At 71.0% G+C, this 11905-nt stretch carries 13 protein-coding genes; 3 read left to right on the forward strand and 10 right to left on the reverse strand.

Annotated features, from left to right (window positions below; translation table 11 throughout):
• The first annotated feature begins 28 nt into the window (after positions 1-28).
• A complete protein-coding gene (locus KIP79_RS49080; RefSeq protein WP_214110740.1) occupies positions 29-1276 on the forward strand; it encodes a lipopolysaccharide biosynthesis protein in 1248 nt (415 codons plus the stop codon).
• Complete coding sequence (locus KIP79_RS42565) at positions 1273-2151, forward strand: sulfotransferase (RefSeq protein WP_214110741.1); 879 nt, start codon at positions 1273-1275, stop codon at positions 2149-2151. Before KIP79_RS49080 ends, KIP79_RS42565 begins: the two co-directional genes overlap by 4 nt.
• Here the strand turns inward: KIP79_RS42565 and KIP79_RS42570 are convergent.
• The 7 genes from KIP79_RS42570 to KIP79_RS42600 all read right to left on the reverse strand — a co-directional run bounded on the left by KIP79_RS42570 (position 2144) and on the right by KIP79_RS42600 (position 9288).
• Positions 2144-2965, reverse strand: a complete 822-nt coding sequence (locus KIP79_RS42570) for a WecB/TagA/CpsF family glycosyltransferase (protein WP_214110742.1) — start codon at positions 2963-2965, stop codon at positions 2144-2146. The two genes, KIP79_RS42565 and KIP79_RS42570, sit on opposite strands and share 8 nt — an antisense overlap.
• On the reverse strand, positions 2965-3846 hold the full coding sequence (locus KIP79_RS42575) for a glycosyltransferase family 2 protein (protein WP_214110743.1): 882 nt from the start codon (positions 3844-3846) through the stop codon (positions 2965-2967). Before KIP79_RS42575 ends, KIP79_RS42570 begins: the two co-directional genes overlap by 1 nt.
• A 16-nt stretch (positions 3847-3862) precedes the next feature.
• A complete protein-coding gene (locus KIP79_RS42580) occupies positions 3863-4777 on the reverse strand; it encodes a sulfotransferase family protein (RefSeq protein WP_308170203.1) in 915 nt (304 codons plus the stop codon).
• A gap of 87 nt (positions 4778-4864) precedes the next feature.
• On the reverse strand, positions 4865-6109 hold the full coding sequence (cysN, locus tag KIP79_RS42585) for a sulfate adenylyltransferase subunit CysN (protein WP_214110744.1): 1245 nt from the start codon (positions 6107-6109) through the stop codon (positions 4865-4867).
• 34 nt (positions 6110-6143) lie between these two features.
• On the reverse strand, positions 6144-7058 hold the full coding sequence (cysD, locus tag KIP79_RS42590; protein WP_214110745.1) for a sulfate adenylyltransferase subunit CysD: 915 nt from the start codon (positions 7056-7058) through the stop codon (positions 6144-6146).
• Between the two features lie 37 nt (positions 7059-7095).
• The gene (locus tag KIP79_RS42595) at positions 7096-7854 is read right to left on the reverse strand and encodes a 3'(2'),5'-bisphosphate nucleotidase CysQ (RefSeq protein WP_214110746.1); all 759 of its coding nucleotides are present in this window, start codon (positions 7852-7854) and stop codon (positions 7096-7098) included.
• Between the two features lie 3 nt (positions 7855-7857).
• Positions 7858-9288 carry a sugar transferase gene (locus KIP79_RS42600; protein WP_214110752.1) on the reverse strand — a complete coding sequence of 477 codons (1431 nt, stop codon included), beginning with the start codon at positions 9286-9288 and terminating at the stop codon, positions 7858-7860.
• A 95-nt stretch (positions 9289-9383) separates the two neighbouring features.
• Between KIP79_RS42600 and KIP79_RS42605 the strand changes: the two genes are divergently transcribed.
• Positions 9384-9962, forward strand: a complete 579-nt coding sequence (locus KIP79_RS42605; protein ID WP_308170204.1) for a 3'-5' exoribonuclease domain-containing protein — start codon at positions 9384-9386, stop codon at positions 9960-9962.
• Positions 9963-9976: 14 nt separating this feature from the next.
• On the opposite strand, the gene pth is transcribed toward KIP79_RS42605, so the two are convergent.
• From pth to KIP79_RS42620, 3 genes are read right to left on the reverse strand one after another with little or no spacing between them, the layout of a single operon-like run.
• Complete coding sequence (gene pth / locus KIP79_RS42610) at positions 9977-10567, reverse strand: aminoacyl-tRNA hydrolase (RefSeq protein ID WP_214110747.1); 591 nt, start codon at positions 10565-10567, stop codon at positions 9977-9979.
• A 40-nt stretch (positions 10568-10607) separates the two neighbouring features.
• On the reverse strand, positions 10608-11222 hold the full coding sequence (locus KIP79_RS42615) for a hypothetical protein (RefSeq protein ID WP_214110748.1): 615 nt from the start codon (positions 11220-11222) through the stop codon (positions 10608-10610).
• Complete coding sequence (locus KIP79_RS42620; RefSeq protein WP_214110749.1) at positions 11219-11836, reverse strand: RNA polymerase sigma factor; 618 nt, start codon at positions 11834-11836, stop codon at positions 11219-11221. The genes KIP79_RS42615 and KIP79_RS42620 overlap by 4 nt, the downstream gene beginning before the upstream one ends.
• Positions 11837-11905 lie beyond the last annotated feature (69 nt).

Here is an 11905-nt window from a genome sequence, read left to right on the forward strand (position 1 = left end):
GAGCCGGAAGACGGCAGGAGTCACGGGGGTGCTCCTGCATATGGTCGGGCGGAAGAACGCCGCCGGTCTGGTGGGGGCAGGGGTGAACGCTGCCGCGCAGTTTCTGCTGGTCGTGGTGGTGACGCGGACGCTCGACACGGCGGCGGCGGGGACGTTCTTCACGATCACGGCGGCGATGGTGATGCTGGCCGGGGTGCTTCGCCTGGACGCGGGGAACGGGTTGATCTACTTCCGCGCCCGCACAACCCGAGTCCCGAAATTTCGTGACATGGAGGTTCGGGGGCAGCCGGCGACGGCGTCGCCCTCGCGGCCGTTGTTGTGGGTGGCGTTGGCGCCGGTGGTGCTGGGGTCGGTGGCGGCGGGAGCAGGGCTGGCCAGCGGGTCGGCGATGATCCTTCCGGCGGCGCTCGTACTGCCTTTCGTGGTGGTCGCGGACGTGCTCGTGTCGGCCACCAGAGGGCGGGGATCGATGCGGCCGACGCTCCTGCTGGACGGCCTGCTCCAGCCCATCGGCCAGCTGGTCCTGGTGACGGTCGCCGTGCTCGCCGGGGCTCCTTTCCCGGTGATCCTGCTGGCCTGGGCCCTCCCGGCGATCCCGGTCACCCTGCTGGCGGCCCGCCAACTCGCCCGCAGGCCCTACGGTTCGGTCACCTGGCCGGAATTCTGGCGCTACACCGCTCCGCGTTCGGTGGCCGCCGCCATCCAGGCCGTGTTCCAGCGCCTGGACATCGTGCTCGTCGCCCTGCTAGCGGGTCCGGCCCAGGCCGCGATTTACACCGCCGCCACCCGGTTCAGGGTGGTGGGGCAACTGGTCAGCCAGGGGCTGGCGCAGGCCGTACAGCCGAGGCTGGTGCGCGCGATGGCGGACGGCGACCCGGCGGAGGCCTGGCGGGCCTACCGGCGGGCCACCCGGACGTTGATCGTGCTCACCTGGCCGCTCTGGGTGGGGTACGCGGCCTTCGCCCCATGGATCCTCCAGCTGTTCGGACCGGGCTACCCGCAGGCCGCGGACATCGCGCTGGTGTTGTCGATCACCATGCTGGTCGCCACCGGCTGCGGCCTGGTCGACGTGGTGCTGATCGCGGCCGGCCGTACCACCACCAGCCTGGTCAACACCGCCGCCGCGGTCGGCACCACCGTCCTGCTGGACCTGCTGCTGGTCCCCGGCCTGGGCGCGCTGGGCGCGGCGCTCGGCTGGTCCGGGGGCGTGCTGGTCAAGAACCTGCTCCCGCTCGCCCAGATCACCCGGAGCTACGCCCCCCGGGTCGCCGCATGACCATCCTCGTCACGGGCCTCCCCCGCAGCGGCACCAGCTGGACCGGCCAGATGCTCCGCGCCTCCGGCGAACTCGTGTACGTCAACGAACCGCTCAACCCGGAACGCGACTACCCGGGCGTGCTGAACGGCCCCCGGCCCTGGCGGTTCCAGTACATCTGCGCCGACAACGAAGCCGACTGGCTGCCCGCCTTCACCGCCACCGCGCGCCTGCGCTACCGCTTCCTGCCCGAGCTGCGCCGCAACCGCGACCCGGGCTCGCTGGCCCGGCTGGCCAAGCACGGCACCGCGTTCACCCTCGGCCGGCTGCGCGGCCGCCGCGCCCTGCTGGACGACCCGTTCGCCCTGTTCTCTGCAGGCTGGTTCGCCACCCGGCTCGGCTGCCAGGTGATCATCCTGGTCCGCGAGGCGGTCCCGTTCGTGGGCAGCTGGCAGCACCTCGGCTGGACCGTCTACTTCCACGAGCTGCTGGAACAGCCCCTGCTCACCCGCGACCACCCGGGCCTGCTCGCGCTGCGCGAGCACGTCGGCAGCCAGGACCGCCTGGCCAAGGCGGCGGCCCTCTGGCGGGCCGCCCGCGACGTGACGGCCACCATCGCGGCCGGCACCCCGGGGGTCCGGGTGGTCGGTTACGAGGCCCTCGCCGCCGATCCCCTGGCCGGCTTCCGCGACCTCTACGAATGGTGCGGCCTGCCGTGGACCGACCGGGCGGCGCGGCTGATCCACCGCGCCTGCACCGGTTCCGCCGCCGAGCGGCCGTTCGCCTGGTCCGGGCTGACCCGGACCGCCTTCCGCCGCACCGACAGCGCGGCGGCGGCCACCCGGAGCAGGCTCTCCCCCGCCGAGGCCCGCCGGGTGACCGCGCTCGTCAGGTGAACAGGCGCCTGACCGCGCAGAGGGTTAACAGGCCCAGCGCGTACGGCAGGTCGTCCACCAGGTATCGCCTGGCCAGCCGGGCCGGTTCGGTGGCCAGGCGGAACAGCCACTCCAGGCCGAGGTCGCGCATCCAGGCGGGCGCCCGCTGCACCGACCCGGCGGCGAAGGCGATGGCCGAGCCGCAGCCGACGAACCAGGCCCCCGGCAGGTCGTCGCGGAGCCGCTCGATGACCAGGTCCTGCTTGGGGAACCCGAGCCCGACGAAGACCAGCAGCGGCGCCGCGTCCACCAACGCCTTGCGGACCTGCTCGAACTGCTCGTGGTCGTGCTCGAACCCGTACGGCGGGGCGTCCACCCCGGCGATGATCAACCCCGGATACCGGTCGCAGAGCGCGATGGCGGCCTGGTCGGCCACCCCGGGCGCGCCCCCCAGCAGGTAGACCGGCACCCGGTAGAACGCCGCCGCCTCCGACAGGGACCAGATCAGGTCGGCGCCGGTGATCCGCGCCGGCACCGGACGGCCCAGCAGGCGGGCCGCCCAGACCAGCGGCATGCCGTCCGCCACCGCCAGCTCCGCCCGGAGCACCAGCGCGCGCAGGCGCTCGTCCCTGGCACAGGACCGGCAGATGTCCACGTTCGGGGTGACCAGATGACCGCCGCGCCCGCGCCGGAGCGCGCCGATCACCCGGTCCACCACCTCGATCTCGGTCAGCCGGTCGAGCTCGATCCCAGCCACCGCCACCCGGCGCCGCCGCACCGGCCGGTCGGGGGAGAGCCGCTGCCGGGGAATGACCGGTAGAGAAGTCAGCCGCATCAGATTCCGTGACCCCTGGTGTGCAACAGGGACAGCACGGTGCGCGCCGGGACCAGCCCGGCCGCCACCGCCAGCGCGATCGGCGCCCGCGGCTCGCTCCGCCGCGCGGCCATCGCCCGCACCGCCCAGCGCGCGGCCTCCCGGCGGCGGCCCAGCGCGGCGTGGTGGAAGGCAAGCTGGCCGTAGATCCTGGCCACCCCTCGCTGGTCGGCGGCCAGTTCGGGGTGGCGGGCCAGCATCCACTCCAGCCCGGCGATGCGTTCCCCCCAGCGGGCCACCGCGCGCTGCCCGTCCCAGCCGACCCGGACCAGCGGCCGGTCCACGTGCGCGATCGGCCGCCGCTTGGCCGCGCGCAGGGCCAGGTCCCAGTCCTCGTTCTGGCCGCCGGGGGCGCTCTCGTCCACCCAGTACGCGCCGCGGCGGAACAGGAAGGTCGAGGAGTGCACCATGACCATCCGGGATCGCACCAGGTCGGTGAGGGTGATCTCCGGTTTGCCCGCGGTGCGGGTGATCCGGCGCGAGCCGTACGCGACCTCGATGGCGCAGCTGGCGAACTCGGCGTCGCCGAGGGCTTCGAGCTGGGCGGCGAGCTTGCCGGGCAGCCACAGGTCGTCGTCGTCGCAGAAGGCCACCAGGTCGGTGCCGAGCGCGGCGATGCCGGTGTTGCGGGCGCCGGGGAGGCCGGGGGTGAGCCGGTTGGGCAGCACCCGGACCTGCCGGGTCAGGTCGCCCAGCTGGCCGGCGACGTCGATGGGATCGCAGTCATCGGCGACCACGACCACGGCGGCGGGTTCCTGGGCGAGCACGGCGGCCAGGGCCGCGCGCAGTGGCCCCGGCCGGTCGCCGCAGGTGGGGATGACCACACCGACGGACGGGTTCATAGGGGTTCTCCGTAGTTCAGCGGTAGGCCAGGCGGTAGCCGTACCGGAGCAGAAAAGGCAGGGTGATGAGGGTGACCGCCCAGCGGTGGTGGCGCGGGAGGCCGGGGGTCGTGCGCCGGAACCTGACCCGGCCGACGGTGAAGCGCATCGGGTTGCCGGAGACGGTGTGGGCGACGCCGAGGCGGGCTTCTCGGCCGGTGATGAAGTCGAGGGTGTCGGGGGCGCACTGCAGGCCGAGCCGGTCGGCCAGGCCGCGCAGGGTTTCGGCCGGTTCGGCCACCAGATCCTCGTAGTGCACCCGGAGTACCGGCACGCCCCGGCCGCGGAGCAACTCGAAGGCGAGATTCTGGACCAGCCAGTGCACCGCGGTGCGGGCGGGGCTCCACCTGGTCATCGGATGGCCGTCCTCCGGGCGGGCCACCTTGCGCCGCCAGGAAGCGGCCACCGCGCGCGGGTCGCGCACCACGTGCACCACCCGCAGGTCGATGATGGCGGCCAGGCAGTAGGCCAGCGAGGCGTGCTTGCTGGAGTCCACCACGACCTGGCCGCCGCCGATCTCCGCGGCGGCGGCGTAGAGCCGGTGGTAGGCCGCCACGTACTCGGTGAGCAGGGCCTCCCGGCTGATCAGGCCGAGCGCGAAGACCGGGACCCGGCGGGTGCGGTCCACCTGGTCACGCAACTCCAGCAGCCGATCGGCCTTGCCCGGCCGCCAGCCACCGAACGCGCGGTCACCCACCCGGTGCCAGAAGGGGCACTGGGAGAACGGCAACCGGCAGCCGCAGGGCTCGTCGGCCCGCACGCCGCGCTGCCACAGGTGCACCACCTCGCCGAGCGCGGCGACCCCCGGCAGTTCGCCGAGCAGGCGCTCCAGCAGCGTGGTGCCACTGCGGCCCAGCCCGCCCACAAAGATCACCGGCAGAGCGTCAGTCACGTACGACTCCCGAAAGGAATACGGAACGTGCTGACGTTAGCGCGGAGAGTAACCGGATGTTCAGCGAACGGGCAATGTTTTACCTGGTCAGACGATCATTCCGGCCCCGACCGTGCCGTTGGTGGCCTCGTCGATCAGGATGAAGCCCCCGGTGAGCCGGTTCCTGGCGTAATCGTCCACGAACAGCGGCTGGGTGATGCGGAGCGAGACCCGCCCGATCTCGTTCAGCGTCAGCTCGGCGGCCGACTCGTCACGGTGCAGGGTGTTCACGTCCAGCCGGTAGTGCAGGTCCTTGACCAGCGCCCGGGCGGTGCGGGTGGTGTGCTTGATGGTCAGCTTGGTCCGGGGGCGCAGCCGCAGGCCGTCTGCCATCCAGCAGACCATCGCGTCGATCTCCTGGGTGACGGCGGGCTGGTTGTGCGGGCGGCAGATCATGTCGCCGCGCGAGATGTCGATCTCGTCCTCCAGCCGGAGCGTCACCGACATGGGCGGGAACGCCTCCTCCACCGGCCCGTCGAAGGTGTCGATGGCCGCGATCCGGGTGGTCAGACCGGAGGGCAGGTGGAGCACCTCGTCGCCCGGCTTCAGCACGCCACCGGCCACCTGACCGGCGTAGCCCCGGTAGTCGTGGAACTCGGTGCGGTGCGGACGGATCACGTACTGCACGGGGAAGCGCACGTCGACCAGGTTCCGGTCGGAGGCGATGTGCACGTTCTCCAGGTGGTGCAGCAGCGAGGAGCCCTGGTACCAGGGCATGTTCTCGGAGCGGGAGACCACGTTGTCGCCGTGCAGCGCGGAGATCGGGATGAAGGTCAGGTCGCTGGCGTTGAGCTTGGAGGCGAAGGAGGTGAACTCCTCGCGGATCTCCTCGAACCGCTCCTCGGAGTAGCCGACCAGGTCCATCTTGTTCACCGCGAGCACCAGGTGCGGCACCCGGAGCAGGGTGGTCAGGAAGGCGTGCCGCCGGGACTGCTCCAGCACGCCCTTGCGGGCGTCGATCAGGATGATGGCCAGGTCGGCGGTGGAGGCGCCGGTGACCATGTTCCTGGTGTACTGGATGTGCCCGGGAGTGTCGGCGATGATGAACTTCCGCTTGGGCGTGGCGAAGTAGCGGTAGGCCACGTCGATGGTGATGCCCTGCTCCCGCTCGGCGCGCAGGCCGTCGGTGAGCAGCGAAAGGTCGGTGTACTCGGTCCCCCGGTCCCGGCTGGTGCGCTCCACTGCCTCCAACTGGTCCTCGAAGATGGCCTTGGAGTCGAAGAGCAGGCGGCCGATGAGGGTGGATTTCCCGTCGTCCACGGAACCTGCGGTGGCGAAGCGAAGGATGTCCATTACCGGCGCGCTCCCCTGATCTGGACGGCCATTTCTAGAAATACCCTTCCTTCTTGCGGTCTTCCATCGCGGCCTCCGAAGCCCGGTCGTCCGCCCGGGTGGCCCCGCGCTCGGTGATCCGGGTGGCCGCGATCTCGTCGATGATCTCGCTGACCGTGCTGGCGGTGGACGGCACCGCGCCGGTGCAGGTGATGTCGCCGACCGTGCGGTAGCGCACCACGGCCTCGAAGAGCGGCTCGTCCTCGCCGCGCTCCAGCACGTCGGACTCCGGCAGGAGCATGCCGTCCCGCTCGAAGACCCGGCGGGTGTGGGCGAAGTAGATGGACGGGATCTCGATGCCCTCGCGGCGGATGTAGTCCCAGACGTCCAGCTCGGTCCAGTTGGAGAGCGGGAAGACCCGGATGTGCTCACCCTTGCGGATCTTCGCGTTGTACAGGTTCCAGAGCTCGGGCCGCTGGTTCTTCGGGTCCCACTGGCCGAAGTCGTCGCGGAAGGAGAAGACCCGCTCCTTGGCCCTGGCCTTCTCCTCGTCCCGCCGGGCGCCGCCGAAGACCGCGTCGAACTCCTGCTCCTCGATCGCGTCCAGCAGGGTGGTGGTCTGCAGGCGGTTGCGCGAGGCGCGCCGGCCGGTCTCCTCGACCACCCGGCCCGCGTCGATGGACGCCTGCACCGAGGCCACCACCAGCCGGGCGCTCAGCTCGGCCACCCGCTTGTCGCGGAACTCGATGACCTCGGCGAAGTTGTGCCCGGTGTCCACGTGCATGAGCGGGAACGGGATCGGGGCGGGCCAGAACGCCTTCTCGGCGACCCGCAGCATCACGATCGAATCCTTGCCGCCGGAGAACAGCAGGCAGGGGCGCTCGAACTCGGCCGCGACCTCACGCATGATGTGGATCGCCTCGGCTTCGAGGACATCGAGCTGCGACGTGGTGTAGTCGCGCTGAAGCATGGGGGCTTCCTATCGGTGGAGGTCGGTGGAGGCTTTCCTATCGGTGGAGATCATGGATTCCGGCGAGCAACGTCGGCGCCAGATCCGGTAGGGAGACCAGGATATCCGGCAGAGAGGGGTCACCCTGGTTGTAGGTGAGCGGCGAGCCGTCGATTCGGCTGGCGTGCGCGCCCGCGGCCAGGGCCACCGCCACGGGGGCGGCCGAGTCCCATTCGTACTGGCCACCGGCGTGTACGTAGGCCTCGACCTCGCCGGTGAGCACGGCACAGATCTTGGCGCCCGCGCTGCCGATCGGGACCAGGTCGGCGCCGACCAGGTAGGCCAGCTTCTGCACGAACTCCGGCGGCCGGGTGCGGCTCACCGCGATCCGGAACCGGGTGCCCGCGTGGCGGGGCAGCTTCGGGGGCTCACCGGTGGAGAGCGTGCGCCCCTGGGCGGGCAGCGCCACCGCGCCCGCGGCCAGCCGGCCCTGCTCCCAGAGGGCCACGTGCACCGCCCAGTCCGCCCGGCCGGCCTCGCCGAACTCGCGGGTGCCGTCCAGCGGGTCGACGATCCACACCCGGTTGGCCGCCAACCGGGCCGGGTCCGCGCGCTCCCCCTCCTCCGACAGCACGCTGTCGCTCGGGCGCAGCCGCTCCAGCGACTCGGTGAGGAACCTGTGGGAGGACCGGTCACCGGCGTCCTTGAGCGCCTTGGGGTCGTCGAAGCCGTACTTGGCGCGCAACTGGAGCAACTTCTCGCCGGCTTCGGTCGCCAGGTCGGCGGCCAAGGCGTGGTCGTCCCGAATCGTCTTCACTGTTTAGTACGCTCCCGCTCCGCGTGCCACGGCCGACCACGTCTTCCAGAGGATCTGAAGATCCAACATCAGCGACCAGTTCTCGACATAACGTAGGTCCAACCGTACCGATTCCTCCCAGGAGAGGTCGGATCGCCCGTTGACCTGCCAGAGGCCGGTCATGCCCGGGCGGACCAGCAGGCGGCGGCGGACGTCGTCGCCGTACCTGGCCACCTCGGCGGGGAGTGGGGGGCGCGGGCCGACCAGGGACATGTGGCCGCGGGCCACGTTGAGCAGCTGGGGCAGCTCGTCCAGCGAGTGGCGGCGGAGCCAGGCGCCCAGCCGGGTCAGCCGGGGATCGTGACGGATCTTGAAAAGCACGCCCTCGACGTCGCTGACCAGCTCGACCTTGCGCGCCTCCGCGTCCACCCGCATGGTACGAAATTTCAGGATCGTGAACTCCACGCCGTCGCGGCCCACCCGGGTCTGCCGGAAGAGCGCCGGGCCCTTGCTGGTGGCCCGGACGCCGATCGCCAGCCCGGCCAGCAGCGGGGCCAGCAGCACCAGGGCCAGGCCCGCCACCGCCCGGTCGAAGCCGTTCTTGATCAGCCGCCGGGCGCCGGCCAGTTCGGGATGCTCCACGTGCAGCAACGGTAGCCCCGCCACCGGCCGGATCGTGGTCCGCGGCCCGGCCACCTCCATCAGCGCCGGAGCCACCACCAGGTCGGTGCGGCTGCGCTCCAGCCGCCAGGCCAGGCGGCGCAGCGCGGTGCCGTCGAACTCGGGGCAGGCCAGCACGGCCACCGTGTCGGCCCGCAGCTGGGCCACCACGATCGGCACGTCGGTGAAGTCGCCCAGCACCGGCACACCCACCTCACCGCGCCCGGTGGGCAGGCAGGCGGCGACCACGTCCATGCCGTGGTAGCGCTCCCGGCGGAACCGGCGGATCAGGTCGGCGACCGCCTCGGGGTGACCGACCGCGATCACCCGGCGCATGCAGTGCCCCCGGGCGCGGCGGCGGTGCAGGGCGCGACGCAACCCGTACCTGCCGAGGAGGGTGAAAACGGTGGTCAGCGGGAGGGCCAGCACCAGATAGCCGCGGGCCAGGTCGGTCTTGGTCACGTAGGCCACGACGGCGACCGCGGCGGTCACCGCGAAGCCCGACTGGGCGACCCGGCGGAACTCCTCGGAGCCCACACCGATCAGTCGGGGCTCGTAGACGCGGTTGAGTCCCATCACGATCACCCATAACAATGGGAGCGTTCCACTCAACGCTACGTAGGGCACCACGTACGCAGTGACTTCGCCGAAGCGCACGGCCACCGCGACCGCACCGGCGAGAAGGGCGCACACGATGTCGCACAAGACCGCAGCGGCACGGTATCGGATGGTCCAGCTCGGCGGGCGTGCGCCTGCTGGAACCGTCTTCGGCCGTTCGGCGACGACCGCCTTCACCTCACCGTCCCACACCTGAGGACCTCCGTGTAACCGTCCGCATACCTAACGTATACGACCGCTGGAAATGCTAGCGCCGCCCTGGAGAGAATTCAGTGAAAGCCGAGACCTACATATCCGTCGATATCGAGGCCGACGGCCCCATTCCCGGCCCGTATTCCATGGTCAGTTTCGGGATGGCGGTGGCCGGGCGCATGACCGGGCGGGTTTTCGAACCGCTCGATCCCACCGCGACCACCTTTTATGCGGAATTACGCCCGATCAGCGATGATTTCGTCCCCGAGGCGCTGGCGGTCTCCGGCCTCGACCGCGACCTGCTCCTGCGCGAGGGCCGCGACGCCCGCGAGGCCATGAAGGCCGCCGCGGCCTGGATTTCCCAGACTTGCGGCAAAACCACACCGGTGCTCGCCGCCTATCCACTTTCCTACGATTGGATGTGGATGTATTGGTACTTCATGAATTTCGCGGGAGCCTCCCCGTTCGGCCATTCCCGGTGCATTGACATAAAAACCCTCTACGCCGCCAAAGCCGGGGTACCGGTCGGCTGGTCGACAAAACGCCAAATGCCCCGCGAACTTCGCGCCACCCGGGCCCACTCCCACCACGCCCTCGACGACGCGATCGAACAGGCCGAACTCTTCCAGAACCTGATGACCTGGCGTCCCTCGCCCTGAAGCGCGCCCGCGGGTCAGCGCGGCGGACCTGACACGTTGAGGTCCGCCGCGTGGAACTTGTTCTGGGTGGGTTCCAGGCCCACCTGGATCAGGGACTCCACCACGTCGGCGGCCCGGTCCACCAGGAAGGGCAGGTCCTTGCGCTCCGCCGTGGCGAAGTCCTTCAGCACGTAGACGGCCGTGTCCATCCGGCCGGGCGGCCGGCCGATCCCGAAGCGGACGCGCAGGTAGGCCGGGCCGCCCAGCGATTTCGTGATGGACTTCAGGCCGTTGTGCCCGTTGTCTCCGCCCCCGAGCTTCATGCGCAGCGCGCCATAGGGGACATCCAGCTCATCGTGGACGACAACCAGCTGGGTGGTCTTGTAGAAGTCGATGAGCGCCTTGACCGGGCCGCCGGACAGGTTCATGAACGACAGCGGCTTGGCCACCACCGCGGACACCCCCGCCAGCCGCCCTTCGACGACCTCGGCCCGCGCCCGGTGCACCTTGAACCGGCCACCCATGCGGGCGGCCAGCTCGTCCGCCACCATGAACCCGGCGTTGTGCCGGTTCCCGGCATACTCCGCTCCGGGATTCCCCAGCCCAACGATCAGCCATTTGTCCACGCGTACGACTCTAGGGCACCCCGGCCGTGAGATCGGAAAGCTACTTCTCGGGGCAGGCGATCTTGGAATCGTAGGTGAAGATCACGCTGTCGAATTCAGGGTCCTTGTTCCGTTTGGGGGCGCCGAAGGTGAAGGCGACGCCCACCGGGTGCTTCTTGAGGTCGCGCAGGGGGATGGAGACCGCGAAGTCGCCGTTGGCCTTGCGCTTGGGCACGATGACGACCATCATCACGGCGCACTTGGGGGCCTTGCGGTGGGCTGTGACGTTGACGTTCTGGGCGTCCAGGTCCTTCACCAGCCGGTCGAAGTCGATCTTGTTCTTTCCGGCGGAGTGGACGGTGAGCTTGAGCAACTGCTTGGGCTTGGCCTCCGCCGTGGCGAGGTGGGCGGGGGACGTGGCCGGCCGGCTCGCGGCGGCCATGGGGGCGGCGGGCTGTTCGGCCGGGGGGCGGAAGAGGGCGAACACGGTGGCGACGATGGTCAGGGGGGCGGCGACGCCGATCAGGAGGGGGCCGCGCCACGAGGGGCGGGCGGGCGTTTCCCGCAGGTGGGTCATCAGGTTGTCCTTCAGCAGACGGTGACGGTCGCCGGGGAGGCCGGTGATGGTGGGGGGCGGCAGTAGCCGGGCCAGTTCCTCGTGCTCTGGGGGGTTCATCGGGGTTGCTCCTGGATCGACCGGACCGCGGGTGCGCGGTCAACTCGTACCTGTCCGCCGGCGTATCGGCGCTGCAGTTCTTTCTCGGTGAGCCTGTGCAGGCGGGCCCTGGCCCGGGAGAGGTGCGCGCGGACCGTGCTCTCCTTGACGCCCAGGGCCTCGGCGGCGGCCGCGTGGCTGAGTCCGGCCCACACGCACAGGGCGACGACCTCGCGTTCGGCCGGGCGCAGGTGGTTCAGCGCCGTCCGGGCCGCGCGCAGGCGGTCGGCGTCGGCCAGGCGGGTGACCAGTTCGTCGGCGAAGTCGGGGACGGCGTCCGGGGGCGGGAGGCGTACCAGGGCGTTCTGGTGGCGGCGGGCGGCGCGGGTGGTGTTGCGGAGCACGTTGACGGCGATGCCGAAGAGCCAGGGCTGGAGGCTGTCGCCGTCGGGGCGCACGCGGGCGCGCAGCCGCCAGGCTTCCAGGAAGGTGAGGGAGACCACGTCCTCGGCTTCGGCGGGTGAGCCGGTCATGCGGGCGGCGTGCCGGTAGAGGACGGGCGCGTGCGCGTCGAAGAGTTCGGCGAACGCGTCGGGGTCTCCGGCCCGGACCCTGGCCCGTAGTGAATGCTCCACGTTCGTCCCTGTCCGGTCGCAGGGTTGCGCTGCACAAAAAACCCCGCCCGGTGGCCCGGGCGGGGTTTC

Source organism: Acrocarpospora catenulata (assembly GCF_018476525.1).
GTDB classification, from domain to species: Bacteria; Actinomycetota; Actinomycetes; order Streptosporangiales; family Streptosporangiaceae; genus Acrocarpospora; species Acrocarpospora catenulata.